Here is a 21,868-nt window from a genome sequence, read left to right as displayed (position 1 = left end):
CGGCGAGGCAAGAGCGGTCGCGCCCCACGACGCCGTTCTGGGGGACTTGTGACCACCAACTATGCCGTCCGGGAGCCGAAAAGGATCCCCGTTGATGCCACGGAGGTGGCGACCGCTGAGCTGTTCGCCGCGCTGGACGACAGCAGCGGGCCCGCCCAGGCGGACCGACTCCGGGCCCGAATAGTCGAGATCAATCTGCCGTTCGCGACCCGCCTGGCGAATCGCTACCGCAACCGGGGGCAATCCGGCGAAGACCTGGCTCAGGTCGCGGCGATGGCCCTGGTCAAGGCGGTCGACGGATACGACCGAAACGTCGGCAGGCCGTTCTTCGCCTATCTCATTCCCACGGTGCTGGGCGAGGTCAGGAAACACTTCCGCGACCACGGGTGGGCGGTCCACGTCGACCGTGGCCTGCAGGAGCGGCATCTCGAGTTGGCCCGGGCCCGAGTGGCACTGGTCCAGCGGCTCCAGCGCCCTCCGACCGTGGAGGATCTCGCCGCCGAGCTGAGGGTCAGTTCGGCGGACGTGCATGAGGCGTGGGCGGCCGGCAACGCTTACGACTACGACTCGCTCAACGCGCCGGTGTCGCCGGGCGAGGAGGGCACCGAGCGCCTGGACTTCCTCGGCGGCGAGGATCCCGCGCTCGCCTCGGCGGCCGACCGTCTGGCGGTGCGCAGCCTGGTGAACCGGTTGCCCGACCGGGAGCGGCACATCCTGAACCGCTACTTCTTCGGCGGGGCGAGCCAGCATCAGATCGCCGCCGAGGTCGGCATGTCGCAGATGAACGTCTCGCGGCTGCTCCGGCGGACGCTCGAATCGCTGCGGCAACAGCTCGACGGCGAGGCCGGGTGCCTTCCCTCGCCCCCCGGGACGGCGACGATCACGACCCAGGTGGCGCGGGGGCACGCCGTGGTCACCGTCACCGGTGATGTGGACGACCACTCGGTCGCCCGGCTCCGCGACGTCATGGTCGATACGGCCGTACGGGAACGCCCCCGACGCCTTACCGTCGACCTGGACGGCGTCGGCACCGTCGGTGGCCGCCTCGTCCGCGCCCTGGTGGACGCCTATCGAGCGGGCGGGCACAGCGGCACGACACTCGTTGCCATCAACGTTCCGGCACCTCTTCTGACCCTGCTCACCCGGCTCGGCGTGACCCGGCTGTTCCCCTGCCGGGGCGCCGTCCGGACCACCGACGGAAGGACACCATCCACCGATGGACCGATCGACGCTCACGCTGACTCGAGCGGCGGCCCTGGCCCGCTCGGCGTGGGGCGGCGCTCTGCTGCTCGACGGCCGGACGATGCTCTCCGCCTTCGGCGATCGACCGACGAAGAGCTCGCTGATCGTCGCGCGGGTGCTGGGCGCCCGGCAGGTCGCTCAGGGCGGGATCACCGCGGTCACCTCCTCGCCGCGGGTCCTGGTTGCCGGCGCGGTGGTCGACGTCCTGCACGCGACGACCGCTGTCGGGCTGGCCCTGGTCGCGCGTCGCTGGCGCTCGGTTGCCCTCACCGACGCCGCCGTCGCCGCCACGCTGGCCGGGACGGGGTATTGGCTCGCGATTCGCGCCCGCCGCCGATCCTGACTGCGCCCGGAGCGGGCCCGATCACCGTTTCCCGGCCAGACCGCCGGACCGCTCCGGCGCGAGGGCGAACGCCGCGTTGACCAGTGCCAGGTGACTGAGGGCCTGCGGCAGGTTGCCGAGAAATTCTCCGGTCGCCGGATCCATCTCCTCGGTCAGCAGACCGAGGCCGGTGGCGAGCCCGACCGCCGCGGTCATCTGGTTCGTCGCCTCGTCGTGGCGTCCGAGAGCGGCCAGCGCCGACACCAGCCAGAAGGAACAGGCCAGAAAGGCGCCCTCGGCCTTCCGCATGCCGGTGTAGCGGTAGACCAGTGCGCCGTCGGCCAGCTCACGACGGATGGCGGCCACGGTCCCGGCGAGCCGGTCTCCGCGGTCGAAGCCGATCTGTCCGGCCAGCAGCGTGGCCGCGTCGAGGTCGTCGCTGCCGGCGTAGAAGGTGTACGACTGTTTGTCGGGCGACCAGCAGTTCCGGTCGACCCAGTCGTGCACGGCGTCGCGTTCCTCGCGCCATCGCTGCGGGTGGGTCACCGGAATCTGGCCCGCCTCGTGCAGCCGTACCGCCCGGTCGAGCGCCACCCAGCAGCCCATCTTCGAGATCGTGTAGTGCCGGTTGACGTGCAGCTCCCACAGGCCGGCGTCCTCGTTGCGCCACAGGTCGCAGCACCGGTCGGCCAGGTCGGCCAGGAGCCGTCCCGACGCCGGGTCGAGGACGTGACCGGCCTGTACGTAGCGCCAGACCGAGTCGAACAGGTCGCCGAACGTGCCCAGCTGAGTCTGTTCCGCGGCGGCGTTACCGGACCGGACCGGCCGGCTGTCCCGATACCCGGCCGCGTTGAGGGTGGCCTGAGTGTCAGGTGTGCCGCCCCGCAACGAGTAGAAGACTTTCAGGTCGGGATCCGTGGCCCGGGCACACCGCAGCAGGAACGTCACGGCGGCATGGACCTCCTGGTGCAGGTCGAGCCGCAGCAGCGCGTCGATGGTGTAGGCGGCATCCCGCACCCACATGTAGCGGTAGTCGTAGTTGCGATCGCCGCCGATACGCTCGGGAAGCGAGGTCGTCGCCGCCGCGGCGAGCGCCCCGGTCGGCTGGTATTGCAACAGTTTCAGCGCGAGCGCCGAGCGCCGGACGGCAGCGCGCCACGGGCCCTCGTAGGTGAGGTCCCGGGCCCAGGCGCGCCACCAGGCGATGGTGGCTTCGAGGTGTTCGTCGAGGTGACGAAGCCGCGGTAGATAGACCGGCCCATCGTCGTTGGCCGCGAACGCCAGCGTGGACCTGCTCCCGGGGCCGGTGCGGAACTCACCGCTGATGTCGTACGGTCCGATCCGTGGCTCTCCGACGTCGAAGCACAGAACGGCCATGTGCTGGTCGCCGCAGTGTGCGAGCAGCGCGTCCTCGCGCTGCTCGATCCACGGTTGCGCGGTCTCGAACCGGCTGCCGGGACGAACCGTCCACGCCATGTCGACCTCGCCGGACGCACCATCGACCCGTCGGACCAGTTCCGTCCACGGCAGTTCCCCGGTCCGGCCGACGGTCAGCGCGTCGGTCACCCGCACTTCGCCGCTCGCGGTGCGGAACGTTGTCTCCAGTACGTTGGTGTCCTCGAGGTAGCGACGCTTTACGGTGAACGGAGACCGGGGAGCCAACTCGACATAGCCGCCCCGCTCGGGGTCGAGCAGGGCGGCGAACGCCGGTGGCGCGTCCAGCGCAGGTAACGGCCACCAGTCGATGCGGCCGTCACCGGCGATCAAGGCGACCGTCCGTCCGTTGCCGATCACGCCGTATTCGCCGAGGGGTGCCCAGGGACCGGACCTCATCGGCGCCGGGCCCGGCGTATCAGGACCAGGCCGGCCGCGACGGCCGCAGCTGCCGAGGCGACCGCGTCGCGGTGCATGGAGATCCAGGACCACGGGTCCCGGCCGGTGGCCTTGTCGTCGAACATGCCGTGCGACCCGCGGTCCGCCCGGGCGTCCTTCGGCGTGTACACGTTCGACCCGAAGCGGGGACCATCGGATTCGGAGAGCTGGCCCTGCACTCCGGTGCGGGCCAGGTACCAGTCCAAAAACCAGGGAGCGACCCGGTTGCCGAGGATGGTGTAGGCGGTCGAGTAGCCGACCCACATGTTGCGGCGTGGGTGGTCGGCCAGGAACCGGACGGCGCGGGCCGGCAGTTCGGGCTGGAAGATGGGGGCGACCGGTTGCGGGTGCTGGTCGAACTCGTCGGCGTTCCAGTCGAACTGAACCGTGTTGACCCCCGGCAGTTGCACCATACAGACACGCACGGCGCTCTTCGTGTGCTTCAACTCGGTGATCACCGACTCGGTGAAACCCTTGACCGCGTGTTTGGCGCCGCAATACGCGGATTGCAAGGGGATGCCGCGGAAACCGAGAGCGGAGCCGATCTGCACGACGACGCCCCGGTCGCGCGGACGCATCCGTTCCAGCGCCACCATCGTGCCGTACACCTGGCCGAAGTAGGTCACCTCGGTGATCCGGCGGTACTCCTCGGGCGGGGTGTCCCAGAAGTAACGCAGGTTGCCGCTGAACGCATCGTTGACCCAGAGGTCGATCGGACCGAGTTCCTTCTCCGTCCGGTCGGCTGCCGCCCGCACCTGATCCAGGTCGGCGACGTCGGTGGCGATGCCGACCCCTCGGCCGCCGGCCGTCTCCACGTCGCGGACGGCACCGTCCAGGCCGGCCTCCCCACGGGCGAGCACGGCGACATCCCATCCGTGGGAGGCGAGTTCCCGCACCACGGCTCGGCCGACCCCCGCGGTTCCGCCGGTCACCACGGCCACTCGGCGTTTACTCATACTTCTCTCCTTTCGCCGTCCCCGCCCTACCCACTCTGGGCCCCGCCAGCAGTCACATCGCCTCCTTGATGCCGCGACGGATCAGCCACGCGTTGACCGGGTAGGCGGTCAGGAAGCCGACAGCCATGCCGATCTGCATGAGAAACCAGTACGCCGGGCTGTCCGGGTGCAGGTGCGGACCGGGGAAGAAGACGAACGCCATCAACGCCATCCACCCGAACAGGCCCACTTCGAAGGCGCTCAGCGACAGCACGTCCGCCTTGGCGGCCTCGATCAGACCTTTGCCGGGCGACAGTCCCCGCATCGGCGCGATGGCGAAGTACTGGAAGACGATGCCCAGGGCGAGGGCCAACGCGTAGTCGCCGATGAACTCGACCCAGATCGCCTCACCGGCGATCGTGAGACCGAGCAGGAAGATGCCGGTCTCGGCGATGATGTCGCCGAGCGTGCAGCCGGCGCCGCAGTGCATGACTCCGATGGTCGTGGTAGCCCAGCCGGGCTTGGGCGGCGGGTCACCGCGGTCGCGTTGCCACCGCTCAGTCTGGGGCCGGCCGAACCGGACGTACGCCCATATCGCGAGCGGACCGAGATACAACGCGTTGACCGGCCAGACCGCTTCCATGATGCGCATGCGCTGCCGGTAGCCGTTGGCGTAGATGTCGATCAGGATGGCGGCCGCGCAGAGCCCGCCCAGAGCCAGAGCCACCCAAGCGAGCGCGGTGAGCCAGGTCGGTGCCATCGTCGTCCCTTCCGCAGCGGTGTCGGACAGCTGAACCACCTACCCGGCTGGTCAACATCGACTCGCATCGGGGCTCTGGCGTATCGGGTGGGCCGACCGTTTCGCCGATCGGGCGCCGGGTAGGGACCGCCACGACCCACCGACAGCGAAGGGACGTGACAATGCCGGAGATTGTGGGCGAGAGCCTGGCCAAGCGCTTGATCGCTTGGGGGGTGGACACCGTTTTCGGGCTGCCCGGCGACGGCATCAACGGGCTGATGGAGGGATTCCGACGGCACGCCGACCGGCTTCGCTTCGTGCTGGTGCACCACGAGGAGGCGGCGGCCTTCATGGCCGCCGGGTACGCGAAAGCGACCGGGCGGCTGGGCGTGTGCGCGGCCACGTCCGGGCCCGGAGCGATTCATCTGCTCAACGGGTTGTACGACGCGAAGCTCGACCACGCGCCGGTGCTGGCCATCACCGGCATGCAGGAGACCTCGGTGCTCGGCACCCACTACCAGCAGGAGGTGCACCTCGACCGGCTGTACTCCGACGTGGCCGAGTACAACCTGATGATCACCAACCCTCAGCAGGTGCCGGCCGTCGTCGATCTGGCGATCCGCAACGCACTGGCCAACAAGACGGTCTGCCATCTGACCTTTCCGACCGACATCCAGGTGGCGGCGGTCGGTGAGGACCCCTACCGGCATGTCGGCCCGGGCCGCCCACCGGCGAGCATGCCGGCGATCGATCGCGCTCAGCTGCCGCCGGGAGAGCCGGAGTTGCGCGCCGCGGCCGAGGTGCTCAATGCCGCGAGCAAGCCCGTGATCCTGGTCGGTGCCGGCGCGCTGCACGCCCGCGACGAGGTGATCGCGGTGGCCGAGAAGCTGGGTGCGCCGGTGGTCAAGACGCTGCCCGGCAAGGCGGTGGTGCCCGACGACCACCCGGTCACTACGGGTGGCCTGGGCCTGCTCGGCACGAAGCCGAGCGAGGAGGCGATGGAGGAGTGCGACACCCTGCTGATGGTCGGCACCTCGTTCCCGTACGGGAAGTACCTGCCGGAGCCGGGCAAGGCCCGGGTCGTGCAGATCGACTCGGATCCGACGCTGATCGGGCTGCGGATGCCGGTGGAAGCGCCGATCACCGCGGACGCGAAGAAGGGCCTACAGGGGCTGCTGCCGCTGCTCAACGGCTCGGACGGGTCGTTTCTGGGCAAGTACCGCAAGGAGATGGACTCCTGGCGGGCCGACATGAAGGCGCTGCAGGACGAGACCCGCGATCCGATCGCCCCCCAGTACGTGGCGGGGGTGATCGACGAGCTGGCCGCCGACGACGCGATCATGACCTGCGACTCCGGCACGATCGCGACCTGGGCGGCACGGCATTTCACGATCCGCGGCGACCGGCAGTTCTACCTGTCGGGCAACCTGGCCACGATGGCGCCCGGGCTGCCGTACGCGATCGCCATGCAGCACGCCTTCCCCGGCCGGCAGGTCATCGCCTACGTGGGCGACGGCGGTTTCGCGATGCTGATGGCGGAATTTCTGACCGCGGTCCGCAACGGCCTGCCGATCAAGGTGGTCGTCAACAACAACAACTCGTACGGGCAGATCCTGTGGGAGCAGATCATCCTCGGCTATCCCGAGTACGCGGTGCGGCACAAGCAACCGGAGTCCGACTTCTCCAGCTGGGCGCGGGGCTGCGGAGCGTACGGCGTGAAGATCACCAAGCCCGGTGACGTGCGCGGCGCCATCGCCGACGCACTCGCGTACGACGGCCCGGCGCTGGTGGACGTGGACGTCAACCCGAACGAGCCACCGATGCCTGGCAAGATCAAGTACGACCAGGCCAAGCACTTCACCGAGGCGTTCCTGCGCGGGCAGCCGCACAAGGTCGCGACGGTAGCGACGGTGGTCCGCGACAAGATCAACGAGCTGCGCGCATGACCGCCGTGAAGCTTCCGGACCCCGTCGTGCATGTTCCGGACACCGGCGCCGTCGACGTCGCCGGTCTGGCCCGCGACCTGGCGGCCGAGGTGGACGGTGAAGTCCGCTTCGACGCCGGGTCGCGGAGCGCCTACTCCACCGACGGCTCGAACTACCGCCAGGTACCGATCGGCGTGGTCGTACCGCGTACGGTCGAGGCCGGAGTCGCGGCGGTGGCCGTGTGCCGCCGCTACGGTGCGCCGGTCACCTCGCGCGGCGGCGGCACGAGCCTCGCGGGGGAGTGCACCAACGTCGCGGTGATCATCGACTGGTCGAAGTACTGCCACCGGCTTCTCGAGGTCAACGCCGACCGGCGTACCTGCCTGGTCGAGCCCGGCATCGTGCTCGACCTGCTCAACGACCAGCTCCGTGACACCGGCCTGGAGTACGGACCCGAGCCGGCCACCCACAACCACTGCACGCTCGGCGGCATGATTGGCAACAACTCCTGCGGCGCCACCGCCCAGCGCACCGGCAAGGTGGTCGACAACATCGTCGAGCTGGAGGTGCTCCTCTACGACGGCACGCGACTCTGGGTCGGGGAGACACCCGACGACGAGTACGAGAAGATCCTCGAGGCCGGTGGCCGCAAGGCCGAGATCTACCGGCAGCTGCGGCAGCTGCGTGACGACTACCTGGCCCAGATCCGTACCCGGTATCCGAAGATCCCGCGCCGGGTGTCCGGTTACAACCTGGACAGCCTGCTGCCGGAGAAGAACTTCCACGTCGCCCAAGCCCTGGTCGGCACCGAGGGCACGTGCGTGACGGTGCTGCGGGCACGGCTCAGGCTGGTCCCGATCGTGCAGGCTCGAACCGTCGCGATGCTGGTCTATCCGGACATCGCCACGGCGGCCGACGACGTGCCGAGGATTCTCCCGCACCTTCCGATCGCTCTCGAGGGCATGGACCACAAGCTGATCCACTTCCAGGAGCGCAAACACCTCAACCCGAAAGCGCTGAAGCTCCTGCCCGAAGAGGGATCCTACCTGCTGGTGCAGATGGGCGGCTCGAACAAGGACGAAGCCGACGCGACCACCGACGCGATGCTGGCCGCCCTCGGCCGCGGGCGCGACGACGACAACGTGGTGTTCTTCGACGACGAGGAACACGAGAAGGAGATCTGGGAGATCCGCGAGTCCGGTCTCGGCGCCACCGCCCGTATTCCGGGGATGGCCGACACCTGGCCGGGCTGGGAGGACTCGGCCGTCTCGCCGGACGACCTGGGCGACTACCTGCGCGACCTGCAAGGTCTGTACGACGAGTACGGCTATCAGCAGGCTTCGTTGTACGGGCACTTCGGCCAGGGCTGCGTGCACACCCGCATTCCGTTCGACCTGACCGGTGCGGATGGGATCGCGAAGTTCCGCTCCTTCGTGGAGGAGGCGGCCGATCTGGTGGTGCGCTACGGCGGCTCGTTCTCCGGGGAGCACGGCGACGGCCAGGCCCGCGGTGAGCTGCTGCCGAAGATGTTCGGCGACGACCTCATCCGCGCGTTCGGCCAGTTCAAGGCCATCTTCGACCCGGACAACCGGATGAATCCCGGCAAGGTGACCGCGCCCAACCCGCTCGACGGCCAGCTGCGGCTGGGCGCCGACTACAACCACGGCGACGTCGCGACCCACTTCAAGTTTCCGAACGACGACGGCAGCTTCGGCCGCGCGGTGCTGCGCTGCGTCGGCGTCGGCAAGTGCCGCCGGCACGAAGGACCCGGGGTCATGTGCCCGTCCTACATGGCCACCGAGGAAGAGGAACACTCCACGCGTGGCCGGGCCCGGTTGCTGTTCGAGATGCTCGATGGCACCATCCGCGGCGGGGCGATCGCCGACGGCTGGCGCTCCGACGCCGTCAAGGACGCCCTCGACCTCTGCCTGGCCTGCAAGGGCTGCAAGGCCGACTGCCCGGTCAACGTCGACATGGCCACCTACAAGGCCGAGTTCCTGTCACACCATTACGAAGGCCGCCTCCGTCCGCGGGCGCACTACTCCATGGGTTGGCTGCCTCTCGCCGCGGCGGCCGTCGCGGCGACGGCGCCCCGCTTGGTCAACTCGTTGGCCCACGCTCCGGGACTGTCCTGGTTGGCCAAAAAAGTCGCCGGGGTGGACACCCGGCGCGAGGTGCCGGTGTTCGCCGGTCAGACCTTCCAGCAGTGGTTCGCCGAACACATTCCGGGCGGCAGCGGCCATCGCGGCGAGGTAGTGCTCTGGCCGGATACGTTCAACAACCATTTCAATCCGGGCATCGCCCGCGCGGCGGTGGAGGTGGTCGAGCACGCGGGCTGGCGCGTCGTGGTTCCCGATCAGAAGGTGTGCTGCGGGCTGACCTGGATCTCCACCGGCCAGCTCGACGTCGCCAAGCGCGTCCTGATGCGTACGGTCGAAATCCTGCGCCCGCACCTGCGGGCCGGCACCCTGATCCTGGGTCTGGAGCCGAGTTGCACCGCGGTGTTCCGGAGCGACGCGGAAGAACTCTTCCCCGACGACCAGGACGTCGAACGGCTCCGCCGGCAGACGGTCACCCTGGCCGAACTGCTGACGGAGCACACGCCAGGATGGCGGCCTCCCCGCATCTCCCGGACCGCGCACATCCAGACCCACTGCCATCATCACGCGATCATGGGCTACGAGGCGGACCGCAAATTGCTCTCCAGCGCCGGCGTACAGGCGGACGTCCTCGACTCCGGTTGCTGTGGGCTGGCCGGCAACTTCGGCTTCGAGGAGGGCCATTACGAAGTCTCCGAGGCCTGCGCGGAGCGGGTGTTGCTCCCGGCGGTGCGCGACGCGGAATCGACGGATGTGATCATGGCGGACGGGTTCAGCTGCCGCACCCAGGTCGAGCAGAGCGACTCCGGCGGCCGCCGCGGCGTTCACCTGGCCGAGCTGCTGCGCGCCGGTCTGCACGGCGACGACGGCCAAGGCGCCCTCGAACAACGGTGGGCCGACCGCCCGCAACCGCCGTCGCCGACGGCCCGCGCACTGACCACCGGCCTGGTGGCGGGCGCCGCACTCGCAGCTGCCGGATGGGGTGTGCGCCGATGGTTGCGCTGAGCGCGTCGGCCTACACCATCCCGACCGACGCGCCCGAGGCCGACGGAACCCTCGCCTGGTCGAGCACGACTCTCGTGCTGGTCGAGGCGAGCGCGGACGGGCACACCGGCATCGGCTGGACGTACGGGCCGGCGGCCACGGTGCGCGTGGTCGCCGACCTGCTGGCCGATGTCGTCGAGAACGTGGACCCGAACGACGTCCCGGGAGCCTGGGTCGCGATGCAGCGGCGCCTGCGCAACGCCGGTCGCCCGGGCATCGGAGGACTGGCTCTGTCCGCGGCGGACAACGCGATCTGGGATCTCAAGGCGCGTCGCTGGGGCAAGCCGCTCACCGCCCTGCTCGGAACGGTCCGGACCGCCGTGCCGGTCTACGGCAGCGGCGGCTTCACCACCTACGACGGCAAGCGCCAGGACGCGCAGCTCGCCGGTTGGGTGCACGAGCAGGGCATACCCCGCGTAAAAATCAAGATCGGGGAGTCCTGGGGCACCGACGTCGGACGCGACCTGGCGCGTATGGCCGCGGCCCGGATGACCATCGGTGAGGCGGCCGAGCTCTACGTCGACGCCAACGGGGCTTATCAGCGTAAGCAGGCCATCCGGGTGATGCGGGCCGCGGCCGAGGCAGACGTGCGCTGGTTCGAGGAACCGGTCAGCTCGGACGACCTGGCCGGGCTCGGCGAGGTCCGGGACGCGGTGCGACCGGACGTGGCGGCCGGCGAGTACGGCTACGACCTGGTCTATTTCGAGCGGATGGCGCCGTACGTCGACTGTCTGCAGGTCGACGTGACCCGGTGCGGCGGGATCACCGAGTTCCAGCGGGCGGCCGCGGTGGCCGCCGCGCACGGGCTCGAGGTGTCCGGGCACTGCGCTCCGCATCAGCATCTTGCCGTCGCGGCCGCCACCGCGAACCTGCGGCATCTGGAGTGGTTCCACGACCACGCCCGGATCGAGGCGATGCTCTTCGAGGGTGCGGTCGATCCGATCGGCGGCACCGCGCCCGTGGGCGGGGGAGCGGGCAATGGCCTCAGCTTTCGCGGCACCGACGCGGCTCAGTGGCGGGTCGGCTGAGGTTGACCGCCCTCGGGTTCGGCTTCTCCGCAAATGATCGATCCGCGAGTCGTTTAGCCCGAACCGGGACGGGAAAGCGCGCCTCGCAACCGAAGGGGAGAGTTGATGCGACGACGTCCGGTTCGTTCCGTGCGCCGGTCTTACCGGCGCGTTCCGGCCGTGCTGCTCCTGCTCCTGCTGGCGGGGTGCTCGGGTGGGTCGCAGTCGACCCTGCATGCCTCCGGCTTCGGGGCGCAGCGCACCGAAGGCCTGTGGTGGCTCTTCTTCTGGATCTCGGTCGCCGTCTTCGCTGAGGTCATGGCGCTGCTGGGCTGGGCGGTGTGGCGGCGGCGACGCCCGAACGCGAGGATTCGCGGTGGCGACTCGCTGGGCATGGTGACCGTGCTCGGCGTGGCGATCCCGTTCGTGATCCTGGTCGTCGTCTACGGGTTCGGCCTGCAGGACCTCAATGCGCTGGCGTCGCCGCCGAAGAAGGCGGACGTCACCGTCGACGTGGTCGGCCATCGCTGGTGGTGGGAGGTGCACTACGCCGACCAGCCCGGCGCGGTGACCGCGAACGAGATCCACATTCCGGTCGGCGAGTCGGTTCGGATTCGGCTGCGTACGGCGGACGTCCAGCACAGCTTCTGGGTCCCGAACCTCATGCCGAAGACCGACCTCATCGCCGGCAAGCTGAACTCCACCTGGCTCTACACCGACAAGGCCGGGACCTACCGCGGACAGTGCGCGGAGTACTGCGGCCAGCAGCACGCGTTCATGGCGTTCCGGGTCGTCGCCGAGCCGCCAACCGTGTTTCACAGCTGGGTCACCGCGCTCGCGACGCCACCGGCCCGAACGTTGACCACCGCGCAGCAGCACGGCCTGCAAGTCTTTGAGCAAAGTTCCTGCGCCTCCTGCCACACCATCCGTGGCACCACCGCGGCCGGCACCATCGGCCCCGACCTTTCCTCCATCGGGTCGCGGTGGAGCATCGGCGCCGGGGCCGCGCCCAACGACGCCGGGCACCTCGGTGGCTGGATCGCCAACTCGCAGACCATCAAGCCCGGCAACGCCATGCCTCCGCAGCCGGTTGCCGCCCAGGACCTGCCCGACCTGGTCGCCTACCTCCAGTCCCTGAAGTAGACCGGAGTCCCCATGACCGCCAGCACCGACGACAAGCCCCGCCCGGATACCGACCTGGAGGAACTCGAGCGACTCGAACAACAGTGGGGTGAGCGGCCGTCGCTGCACAGCTGGTTCAGCACCGTCGACCACAAGCGCATCGGCCGCCGGTACATGGTGACGGCCGGCATCTTCTTCATCATCGCCGGTATCGACGCGATGATCATGCGGACTCAGCTGGCCCGGCCGAACGCGAAGGTCCTGTCGCCGGAGGAGTACGACCAGCTGTTCACGATGCACGGCACCGCGATGATTTTCCTGGTCGCGACGCCGATGTTCTTCGGCTTCGGCAACTTCCTGGTGCCGCTGATGATCGGCGCCCGCGACATGGCGTTCCCGCGCCTCAACGCGTTCGGCTACTGGGTTTTCCTGTTCGCCGGCTCGGTGCTGTTCGGCAGCCAGTTCGTCGGCAAGGCACCCGACGGCGGCTGGTTCGGCTACGTGCCGCTGACCGACAAGCCGTACTCGTCCGGTATCAACCTCGACGTGTACTCGCTCGGTCTGCTCTTTCTCGGTGTGTCGACCACGATCGGGGCGATCAACTTCATCGTCACGGCGCTCAAGCTGCGGGCGCCCGGGATGTCGCTCAACCGGGTGCCGCTGTTCGTGTGGGCGATCGTCGGCACGTCGTTCATGGTTATCTTCGCGTTGCCGGCGTTGAACCTGGACAACGCGATGCTGTTCCTCGACCGCCGGTTCGGAGCCCATTTCTTCGACGTCAGCCACGGCGGCAACACGCTGCTGTGGCAGCACCTGTTCTGGATTTTCGGGCATCCGGACGTGTACATCATCGTGATGCCGGCCCTGGGCATCGTCTCGGCGGTGCTGCCGGCCTTCTGCCGGCGTGGGGTGGCGGCCTACCCGCTGATGGTGCTGGCCATCGTGACGATCTCGATCATCTCGTTCGGTGTCTGGGTGCATCACATGTTCGCCACCGGGCTGCCGCAGCTGTCCTACAGTTTCTTCAGCGCGGCGAGCACGCTGATCACGATCCCTTCCGGGATCCAGATCTTCGCCTGGCTGGCGACCATGCTCAAGGGCCGGATCGTGGTGCGTACGCCGTTCCTGTTCGTGGTCGGCTTCATCGTCACGTTCGTGCTCGGCGGGTTCACCGGCGTCATGTTCGCCATCACCGCCTTCGACGAGCAGGTCACCGACTCCTACTTCGTCGTCGCGCACTTCCACTACGTACTGTTCGGCGGTGCGATCTTCCCGATGATCGCCGGCGTCTACTACTGGCTGCCCAAGTTCACCGGGAAGATGTTCAGCGAGCGCCTCGGCCGGTGGGCGTTCTGGCTGGTCTTCATCGGTTTCAACGCCACGTTCTTCCCGATGCACCTGTCCGGCCTGTTCGGCATGCCGCGGCGGGTCTACACCTATCCCGGTGACCTGGGCTGGAACATCCCCAACCTGATCTCGACTATCGGCGCGTACGTGCTCGCGGTGGGCCTGTTCCTGGTGCTGGCCGGGGTGCTGCACGCGATCCGCCGCGGCCAGCCGGCGACGGCCGACCCGTGGGGCGGCGACACCCTCGAATGGGGAGCTGCGTCACCGCCGAAGCCCTATAACTTCCCGGTGTCGCCACTGGTGCACAGCGTTCACCCGATGTGGGACGAGCGCACCCGCACCGACCTCGTCGAAGCGGAGATCCTCACCGGCCACCGGGCCATGCAGACCAGCGAGCTCGACGCCGTCCCCGAGAAGCCCATCGAGATGCCGGAACCCGCCCTGGTTCCGTTCGTCAACGCGCTCGGCATCCTGGTGGTCATCTTGGGCCTGCTGTGGGGCTGGTACTGGGTGGCGGGCGCCGGCGCGGTCGTGGTGTTCGGATCCCTCGCGCGCTGGCTCTGGCCGCCCGAACGTACCCCTGAGCAGGCGGGAGCGACCACGAAATGACTGCCGTCGTCGAAGAGGCCGCCCAGCCGCGGTCGCTGGCCACCGAGATGCCGTCCGGCCGGACCACCGGCTGGTGGGGCATGGTCCTGTTCGTCACCACCGAGGCGACGTTCTTCGCTGCCGCCCTCGGCAGCTACTTCTATCTGCGCTTCCAGGCCCAGCAATGGCCACCGCCCGGCATCGAGGCGCCCAAGCTCACCAAGGTGATCATCATGACCGCGATCCTGCTGCCGAGCAGCCTGCCGGTGATGTGGGCCGAACGCGGCATTCGGAAGGGACAGCGCTGGCGGCTGCGGGCCGGGCTGGCGATCACGCTGGTGCTGGGGCTGGCCTTCCTCGCCATGCAGGCCTGGGAGTACTCCGAGGACACCAAGAAGCACACCTTTACCACCGACGCGTACTCGTCGCTGTTCTACGGCATCACCACCTTCCACGGCTTCCACGTCACGGTCGGCCTGATCATGGTCGGCTGGCTGCTGGCCGCGTCGCTGCGCGGCAGCTTCGGCTACAAGCGCCACGAACGCGTCCGGTTGACCGCCATCTACTGGCACTTCGTCGACGTCGTCTGGATCGCGATCTTCCTGACCCTCTACATCTCACCGAGGTTGTGATGAGCGAGTCCACCACGCGGCGGCGTGGCCACAAACTCGGAGGCCTGCTCACGTGGTTCGGCGTGCTCGGCGGCGCGCTGGCCTGGGCGGTACACCTCTTCGTGGCCTGGGGCGCCGACGAGCTCACCTGCGCGTCCGGAAGCACCAGCGTCGACGGCATCCCGCTGCGCGGCGTGGTCGGCGCCGGCGTCGTGCTTCCGGCGCTGGTCACCGCCGCCGCCCTCGTGGTGGCGTGGCGGGCCTGGCGGCGGACCGACCGGGCCCGGCGAGGCGACGACCCACGGATGGAACGGGCCGGGATGATGGCTCTGATCGGTCTGTGCGCGAACGGGCTCTTCCTCGCCATCATCCTGGCCGGCGGGGCGGCCGTACTGGTGTTGCAGCCATGTCAGGGATGACCGGGCTGATGCCGCTGGCCCACGGCCCGGCAGCGGCCGGCGAGCGGTGGTCCGAACTCGCCGGTGTGCTTCTCGTCGCTGCCCTCGCGGCCGCCTACGGGCGCGGCGTGCAGGAAATCTGGCATCGGCGCGGCGTCGGGGCCGTCGTGCCCCGGTGGCGGGTCGCCGCCTTCGGCGGTGGCCTGCTGACCCTGTTGGTGGCCCAGCAGGGGCCGATCCACGAGGCGTCGGAGCACTCGCTGGCCGGGCACATGACCCAGCACATGATTCTGATGCTGCTCGGCGGTCCGTTGCTGGCTGCCGGCGGCGTGGGTCTGCCGCTCACCGTCGCCGCGCCCCGGCGGCTCCGGCACGCCGCAGCGCGCCTGCGGACCACCGGCACCGCCCGATGGCTGCGCCGGCCGCTCAACACCGCGCTCGTGGCTGCGGGGCTGCACACCGTCGTGCTGTGGTTCTGGCACCTGCCGTTGCCGTACGAGTGGGTCGAGGCGAACACCGTCGTGCACGGCGCCGAGCACGTCAGCCTGGTCGGAGTCGCATGGCTGCTCTGGTCCATGGTCGTCGGTCCCGGCGCGGCCCGGCTCAGCCCGCCCGTGGGGTTCCTGCTGCTGTTCGCCACCGGCATGCCGGCTGCGGCCCTCGGTGCCGCGCTCACCCTCGCCCCGAATGTGCTCTATCCCGGTTACAGCCTGACCGACCAGCAGCTGGCCGGCCTGATCATGTGGGTGCCGATGGACGTGGTCATGTTGGTCGTGGCCGTCACCCTGTTCCTGAAGTGGATCACCTCGCTCGACCGGCGTATCCCCGCCGACCGGGATCTGCGCCCGCTCGACGGTCACAGCGAGACAAAGGAGGTTCCGGCGTGATCAAGAACCCGCTGCGGTGGATATGGCCGATCGCGGCGGCCGCCACCCTCGTCGTCGCACCCGCCGGCTGCTCCACACTGTCGCCGGCGCCGCCGGCCGAAGTGCCGTCCGGCGATCCGGGCCGCGGCGCGCAGCTGATCAATCAGTACGGATGCGGCTCCTGCCACTCCGTCCCCGGCGTCAAGGGCGCCGACGGGCTGGTCGGGCCGCCGCTGACGAAGTTCGGCAGCCGGTCGTACATCGCCGGGGAGCTCGTCAACAGCGGGCCCAACCTGCAGCGGTGGATCGAGCATCCGCAGGAGATCGAGCCCGGCAACGCGATGCCCGACCTCAGCGTCTCCCCGGAGGACGCCCGGGACATCGCCGCCTACTTGTTCACCCTCGACTGAGGAACCGGACATGTCTGAGTCATCGTCGGAGACCACCGACCGCCCGGTGCGCCGCCTGCTCGCGGCCGCGGCCGGAATAGGCATTCTGGGCATGCCGGTCCTGACCACACCGCCGCCGTCGCCGAGCGCATCCATGCCGGCCTCCGCTCCGGCCGCGCCCACCGACGAATCCGGTCTCGGCACCCGCCTCTATCAGCAGAGCTGTGCCAGCTGTCACGGTCAGCAGGGCGAGGGGACCCAGCGCGGCCCGGCGCTGTCCGGAGTCGGGCCGGCCGACACCGATTTTCAGCTCAGCACCGGCCGCATGCCCCTGGGAAAGGAGCGCCACTCCGACATGCACGGCGAACCTGCCTTCTCGCAGGCCGAGATCTCGGCTCTCGTCCAGCACGTCGCCTCGTTCCCGCCCGACGGCGGCCCGCCGATTCCCGTGGTCACGGAAGGAGACGTGCGCAGCGGCCGCGAACTCTTCCTGACCTACTGCTCGGCCTGTCATTCCGCGGCCGGGGTCGGAGCCACGCTCAACAACGGCCGAATCGCCCCGTCGCTGTCGCGGGCCACGAGCACCCAGATCGGCGAGGCCGTGCGCGTCGGCCCTGGGCTGATGCCGCAGTTCCCACCCGATGTCCTCAGTGACAACGACGTGGACGCGGTAGCCGGCTACGTCGCGGTGCTGCAGAACGAGCACGGTGACCTCGACCGCGGCGGCTGGTCGCTCGGCCGGCTGGGTCCGTTCACCGAGGGCGCGGTCGCCTGGGTGTTCGGGCTCGCCGCCGTAGCGTTTCTGGCCCGCCGGCTCGGGAAGCGTGCCCGATGAGCCCCGAGCCGGGCCCGCTGGGCGGCGAACGCGGAATCGCCCGCGGCGTCGGCATCGCGTTCGCGGTGACCGTCGTCGGCGCCGCCGGTTTCGCTGTCGCCTACTGCCTGGGCGGCAACACCCAACTGCTCGGCATCGGGCTGGGTCTCGCGTTCGCCGGCCTGACCGTCGGCCTCTGGCTGTGGGGCCGGCACCTGCTGCCGAGCGGGGGCTATGTGGAGGATCGCCCGGTGCTCAGCGCGCCGCCGCGCGATCGTCACCTGCTGGCCGAGGCCACCGCGGGACCCGAGAGCCCGCTGCGGCGCCGCGGCCTGATCGGCATGTTCGTCGTTGCGGCCGGCTCGATCGGTGTGGTGATGCTGTTCCCGCTGCGATCGCTGCTGTCGTTCCGCAAGCCCGACCCGGTCTCCGAACTGCGCCACACCGCCTGGGGCGCCGGGGTGCGGCTGGTCACCCCGGAAGGGGTGCCGGTGCGGGCGGCCGACATCAACAGCGAGACCATCCAGATCGTCGTGCCCGAGGGGCACCTGAGGGACGGCGACGCGCCGGCCTTCGTCGTCCGGATGGATCCGGCCCGGCTGACCAGCGCACCGCCCGGCGGACTGACCGGGGAAGACCTGGTGGCCTATTCCCTGCTGTGCACCCATGCCGGCTGCCCGGTCGCCCTCTACGAGCAGACCACCGGCCGCATGCTCTGCCCCTGCCACCAGTCCGCGTTCAACCTGCTCGCCGGGGCCAAGCCGATCGCCGGACCGGCTGCCCGCCCGCTGCCCGGGCTGCCGATCGAGGTCGACGCCGACGGCTACCTACGCGCCCGGGGTGACTTCACCTCGCCGCCCGGCGCCGGCTTCTGGAGCCGCTCATGATCACACGCCGCCTGTACCGCGCTCTGGACGCGCGGCTGGGTACCACGTCGGTCGCGCGCACCGCGATGGCCAAGGTCTTCCCGGACCATTGGACGTTCATGCTCGGCGAGATCGCCCTGTACTGCTTCATCTCGCTGGTGCTCACCGGCACCTATCTGACCCTGTTCTTCGAGCCGAGCACCGCCGAAACCGTCTACCACGGCGCCTACCAACCTCTGGCCGGATCGTCGGTCTCGAGCGCGTTCGCCTCCACCGTCGGCCTGAGCTTCGACGTGCGGGCCGGCCTGCTCATGCGCCAGGCCCACCACTGGGCGGCGTTGCTGTTCGTCGGCGCGATCGTCCTGCACCTACTTCGGATCTTCTTCACCGGCGCGTTTCGCAAGCCGCGGGAGATCAACTGGGTGATCGGCGTGACCATGCTGGCGCTAGCGCTGCTGAACGGCTTCACCGGCTACTCGATGCCGGACGACCTGTTGTCCGGGACCGGCCTGCGAATCATCTACTCGGTGGTGCTGTCGATCCCGGTCGCCGGATCGTGGATCGCGCTGCTGGCCTTCGGTGGCGAGTTCCCCACCGAGGCGACGACACCGCGGCTCTACATCAGCCACGTCTTCATCGTCCCGGCCCTGTTCGCGGCTCTGATCGCCCTCCACCTGATCATCATCATCCGGCAGAAGCACTCGCAGTTTCCCGGGCCCGGACGAAGCGAGCGCACCGTGGTCGGCTCGCGACTGTGGCCGGGCTACGCCGTACGTTCGTTGAGCCTCGCCACGGGGGTGCTCACGGCGGTCTTCCTGCTCGGCGGCCTGGTCCAGATCAACCCGGTGTGGATCTACGGACCCTTCAACCCGGCCCAGGCCACCTCCCCGGCCCAGCCCGACTGGTACGTCGCCTGGGGCGACGGCGCCCTTCGGCTCTTTCCGAGAATCAACTTCCACATCTTCGGACACCTCGTCCCGGCGCCGTTCCTGCCCGGGGTCGGCGTGGGCGGCCTGACCTTTCTGCTGCTGTACCTATGGCCCTGGCTGGAGCGCCGGCGCACCGGCGACCGGGCCGCGCACCAGGTGCTCGAGCGACCCCGGGACCGGCCCTGGCGGGTCGCGATCGGAGCCTGGGCGCTGACCTTCTTCGCCGTCCTGCTCGTCGCGGGCGCCGACGACATCATCGCCCGGCTCACGCTCATCCCGGTCACCGGCATTCTGCGAACCCTGCAGATCCTGGTGCTGACCCTGCCGTTCGTCGTCGCCGCCGTCGCTCTGCTCGTCGCTCGCTCGCTCAAGCGGGGCAGCGCCACCAGCGTCGCCGAACTGACCGCCGAGGACGTCCGGACCGGGCTGTCGCGGGACGCGGCACCGGAACGGGGTGAGCCGACACCGCCACAGCGCATCGACTTGTGGCGTAACCCGGACGGCACGTGGCGGTGGCGCTGGACCGGCGGCGAGGAGCTGAACAGCAACGAGGCATACGAGAGCCGCGATGAGGCGCTGCAGGCGGCCGGGGTGGCCTTCGCCGGCGTGCCGGTGCACCAGACCGACCCGCCGGAAGGCGTCATCCTGCCGGCACCACGGCAGGAACCCGGCTGGGGCACGAAAGTGGTAGCGGCCGGTGTCTGGGTCGCGCTGGCAGTGCTGGGCCGCCGCCGTTCACGAGCCGAGGATTGATCACCCGACGGACCGGGGGAGGATGCTATGGCGCCGGACGGCAACGAGCACGACCGGCGCCGGCGCGGGCCGTCGTCGCGGCTGCCGGGGCACCGCGCGGTGCTGGCGCTGGGACTGCTGGCCGCCGGTCCGGCGCTGGTGCTGCACGACGGCTGGCGCGGTCTGCTTCCCGCGGTGGCCGGGGCGAGTTATGCCGGCTATCTTCTCGCCGGTAAACGGTGGCCACACCGCTCGCGGCCGGTGACCCGGGCCCGGAGTACACGACCGCTCGAGAACAGTCACATCCCCGGACCGCGGGCTATCCCCGCCGCAGGCGGTGGTGTACCACCGACAGGCGCGGCTCGGAAAACCGTCAATCGGCCGGTAGATCCGCCGTCGACGGCGGAAGCGCACCCCGGTCCGGACCCGAGTAGATGAGCCGAAGAGCCAGACGTACGGCCGCCGAGCGCCCCGCCCCGCGCACGCCGTCGTGCAGCAGGGCGGCCTTGGCGGCGTTGCCGCCCGGCCCGCCGTGCACTCCACCCCCGGGATGGGCGCCCGCGCTGGCGAGATAAAGACTCCGGATCGGGGTCTCGGCCCGGCCCAGCCCGACCACCGGACGGAACACGAGCTCCTGGTAGATCTTGGTGGTTCCGCCGTTGATCGCCCCGCCGACCAGGTTGCCGTCGGCGTCGTAAAGGCCGCCCGGCGTCTCCACTAGGCGGTTGACGACCAGGTCGCGGAAGCCGGGCGCGTGGCGTTCCATCTCATCCTCCACCACCCGCACCTGCCGGTGCAGGGCCTCCGCGTCGGTGCTGAGCACGCGCGGCAGGTGAGTGTACGCCCAGAGCACCTCCGTCCCGCGCGGCGAGCGCGTCGGATCGGCAGTGGTCATCTGGCCGAGCAGGATGAACGGCTTCTCCGGGCGCCGCCCGGTGGTCAACGCGGCGTTGTAGTCGCTGAACCCGTCCAGGTCGGTACCCAGGTGAACGGTCCCGGCACGACGAACCTCCGCCGACTTCCACGGCATCGGCGCCGACAGCGCCCAGTTCACCTTCAGTGTCGAGGGATCCCACTGGAAGCGCCGCAGGTCGTCCAGCATCCGCGACGGCAGGTGCTCGGAGCCGACCAGCTTCAGGTAGAGCGCGGGAACGTCGACATCGGCCACCACCGCCCGACGCGCTCGGACCAACTCACCACCGGCGGTCCGCACTGCCCGGGCCCGGCCGTCGCGGATGACGATCCGGTCGACCGGTGTGCCGCACCGCAGCTCCCCGCCGCGTTCGGTCAGGCGGCGGACCAGCGCCTGAGTGAGCATGCCGGAACCGCCGCGCGGCACCGGGAAGCCGTACCGCTGCCCGACCATCGTCATCAGCCAGCCGAAGACGGCGCTGCCCGGCTCATCAGCCGACATGTCCGAGTGCAGCGCGGTCCCGGCGAGCAGCAGCCGGGCGCCCGCACCGCGGAACTGCTCCTCGCCCAGGCGACGGACCGGCAGCATCGCGAAGCGGGCGAACCGGGCCGCGTCGGCCGGGCCCAGCCGGCGCAGCAGGTCCAGCCCCGGCCGAACCGGCGGGAACGGCCGGAACAGCGCTTCCAGCACGGCATCTTCCAGGCGGTCCCAGCGGTGCACCAGGTCAATCCACGCGTCCCCGTCTCCGGCGGCGAAGGCGTCCACCGACGCGGCGGTCTCCGACAGGTCCCGGGACATCACCACCGAGCGGCCGTCAGGCAGCACATGAGCGAGCACGGCCGGGGCGTGCGACCACTGCAGCCCGAAATCCGGCAGGCGCAGACCGCGCAGCACCGGAGACGCCGCACCGAGTGGATAGAACGCGCTGAACAGGTCCGTGACATGACCCGGACCGAGCACCTCGGCCGACCGGACCGCTCCGCCCGGCGTCTCCTGCGCCTCCAGCACCAGCACGCTCCAGCCGGCGTCGGCCAGCAGGTTGGCGGCCACGAGGCCGTTGTGTCCGGCGCCGACCACCACGGCGTCGTATTGAGTGACCATCGACATG

Annotated in this window: 17 protein-coding genes and 1 pseudogene; 14 read left to right on the top strand and 4 right to left on the bottom strand. The window is 69.8% G+C overall.

All coding sequences use genetic code 11. From position 1 onward, the window contains the following. Positions 1–48 precede the first annotated feature (48 nt). Positions 49–1,122, top strand: a pseudogene (locus AB0M88_RS04960) (SigB/SigF/SigG family RNA polymerase sigma factor); the annotation flags it as partial. A 94-nt stretch (positions 1,123–1,216) separates the two neighbouring features. Beyond that, the gene (locus AB0M88_RS04955) at positions 1,217–1,585 is read left to right on the top strand and encodes a hypothetical protein (protein ID WP_364095492.1); all 369 of its coding nucleotides are present in this window, start codon (positions 1,217–1,219) and stop codon (positions 1,583–1,585) included. A 21-nt stretch (positions 1,586–1,606) separates the two neighbouring features. Here the strand turns inward: AB0M88_RS04955 and AB0M88_RS04950 are convergent, their stop codons facing one another. The 3 genes from AB0M88_RS04950 to AB0M88_RS04940 are packed head-to-tail and all read right to left on the bottom strand — an operon-like array spanning position 1,607 to position 5,131. Next, entirely contained in the window at positions 1,607–3,397 is a 1,791-nt protein-coding gene (locus AB0M88_RS04950) for a glycoside hydrolase family 15 protein (protein ID WP_364095490.1), read from the bottom strand. After that, the gene (locus tag AB0M88_RS04945) at positions 3,394–4,392 is read right to left on the bottom strand and encodes an SDR family oxidoreductase (RefSeq protein WP_364095487.1); all 999 of its coding nucleotides are present in this window, start codon (positions 4,390–4,392) and stop codon (positions 3,394–3,396) included. The genes AB0M88_RS04950 and AB0M88_RS04945 overlap by 4 nt, the downstream gene beginning before the upstream one ends. A gap of 52 nt (positions 4,393–4,444) precedes the next feature. Further along, a complete protein-coding gene (locus AB0M88_RS04940) occupies positions 4,445–5,131 on the bottom strand; it encodes a DUF4396 domain-containing protein (RefSeq protein ID WP_364095484.1) in 687 nt (228 codons plus the stop codon). A 161-nt stretch (positions 5,132–5,292) separates the two neighbouring features. Between AB0M88_RS04940 and AB0M88_RS04935 the strand changes: the two genes are divergently transcribed. The 12 genes from AB0M88_RS04935 to AB0M88_RS04880 all read left to right on the top strand — a co-directional run bounded on the left by AB0M88_RS04935 (position 5,293) and on the right by AB0M88_RS04880 (position 19,868). Continuing rightward, positions 5,293–7,056 carry a thiamine pyrophosphate-dependent enzyme gene (locus tag AB0M88_RS04935; protein WP_364095483.1) on the top strand — a complete coding sequence of 588 codons (1,764 nt, stop codon included), beginning with the start codon at positions 5,293–5,295 and terminating at the stop codon, positions 7,054–7,056. Further along, positions 7,053–10,139 (top strand): FAD-linked oxidase C-terminal domain-containing protein, encoded by a 3,087-nt coding sequence (locus AB0M88_RS04930; RefSeq protein WP_364095480.1) that lies wholly within the window; start codon positions 7,053–7,055, stop codon positions 10,137–10,139. Before AB0M88_RS04935 ends, AB0M88_RS04930 begins: the two co-directional genes overlap by 4 nt. Continuing rightward, positions 10,127–11,206 (top strand): enolase C-terminal domain-like protein, encoded by a 1,080-nt coding sequence (locus AB0M88_RS04925; RefSeq protein ID WP_364095477.1) that lies wholly within the window; start codon positions 10,127–10,129, stop codon positions 11,204–11,206. The genes AB0M88_RS04930 and AB0M88_RS04925 overlap by 13 nt, the downstream gene beginning before the upstream one ends. 129 nt (positions 11,207–11,335) lie before the next feature. Further along, entirely contained in the window at positions 11,336–12,328 is a 993-nt protein-coding gene (gene coxB, locus AB0M88_RS04920) for a cytochrome c oxidase subunit II (RefSeq protein ID WP_364095474.1), read from the top strand. A gap of 12 nt (positions 12,329–12,340) precedes the next feature. Beyond that, positions 12,341–14,263, top strand: a complete 1,923-nt coding sequence (ctaD, locus tag AB0M88_RS04915) for a cytochrome c oxidase subunit I (RefSeq protein ID WP_364095471.1) — start codon at positions 12,341–12,343, stop codon at positions 14,261–14,263. After that, positions 14,260–14,874, top strand: coding sequence for a heme-copper oxidase subunit III (locus AB0M88_RS04910; protein ID WP_364095469.1), 615 nt, complete (start codon positions 14,260–14,262; stop codon positions 14,872–14,874). Before ctaD ends, AB0M88_RS04910 begins: the two co-directional genes overlap by 4 nt. After that, positions 14,874–15,272: a hypothetical protein gene (locus AB0M88_RS04905; RefSeq protein ID WP_364095466.1), complete on the top strand. Its 399-nt coding sequence runs from the start codon at positions 14,874–14,876 to the stop codon at positions 15,270–15,272. The genes AB0M88_RS04910 and AB0M88_RS04905 overlap by 1 nt, the downstream gene beginning before the upstream one ends. Continuing rightward, entirely contained in the window at positions 15,260–16,138 is an 879-nt protein-coding gene (locus AB0M88_RS04900) for a cytochrome c oxidase assembly protein (protein ID WP_364095463.1), read from the top strand. The genes AB0M88_RS04905 and AB0M88_RS04900 overlap by 13 nt, the downstream gene beginning before the upstream one ends. Further along, on the top strand, positions 16,135–16,527 hold the full coding sequence (locus tag AB0M88_RS04895; RefSeq protein WP_364095461.1) for a c-type cytochrome: 393 nt from the start codon (positions 16,135–16,137) through the stop codon (positions 16,525–16,527). Before AB0M88_RS04900 ends, AB0M88_RS04895 begins: the two co-directional genes overlap by 4 nt. Before the next feature lie 10 nt (positions 16,528–16,537). Beyond that, entirely contained in the window at positions 16,538–17,341 is an 804-nt protein-coding gene (locus AB0M88_RS04890) for a c-type cytochrome (RefSeq protein WP_364095459.1), read from the top strand. Then, on the top strand, positions 17,338–18,207 hold the full coding sequence (locus AB0M88_RS04885) for a Rieske 2Fe-2S domain-containing protein (protein WP_364095457.1): 870 nt from the start codon (positions 17,338–17,340) through the stop codon (positions 18,205–18,207). Before AB0M88_RS04890 ends, AB0M88_RS04885 begins: the two co-directional genes overlap by 4 nt. Beyond that, positions 18,204–19,868 carry a ubiquinol-cytochrome c reductase cytochrome b subunit gene (locus tag AB0M88_RS04880; RefSeq protein ID WP_364095454.1) on the top strand — a complete coding sequence of 555 codons (1,665 nt, stop codon included), beginning with the start codon at positions 18,204–18,206 and terminating at the stop codon, positions 19,866–19,868. The genes AB0M88_RS04885 and AB0M88_RS04880 overlap by 4 nt, the downstream gene beginning before the upstream one ends. Positions 19,869–20,220: 352 nt before the next feature. Here the strand turns inward: AB0M88_RS04880 and AB0M88_RS04875 are convergent, their stop codons facing one another. Beyond that, positions 20,221–21,867: an NAD(P)/FAD-dependent oxidoreductase gene (locus AB0M88_RS04875; RefSeq protein ID WP_364095452.1), complete on the bottom strand. Its 1,647-nt coding sequence runs from the start codon at positions 21,865–21,867 to the stop codon at positions 20,221–20,223. Between the last annotated feature and the right edge of the window lies 1 nt (position 21,868).

It is taken from the genome of Actinoplanes sp. NPDC051411, from assembly GCF_040682075.1.
Lineage (GTDB): Bacteria > Actinomycetota > Actinomycetes > Mycobacteriales > Micromonosporaceae > Actinoplanes.
The sequence above is the reverse complement of the archived record's forward strand: the minus strand, read 5'-3'. Positions and strand labels throughout refer to the sequence as shown.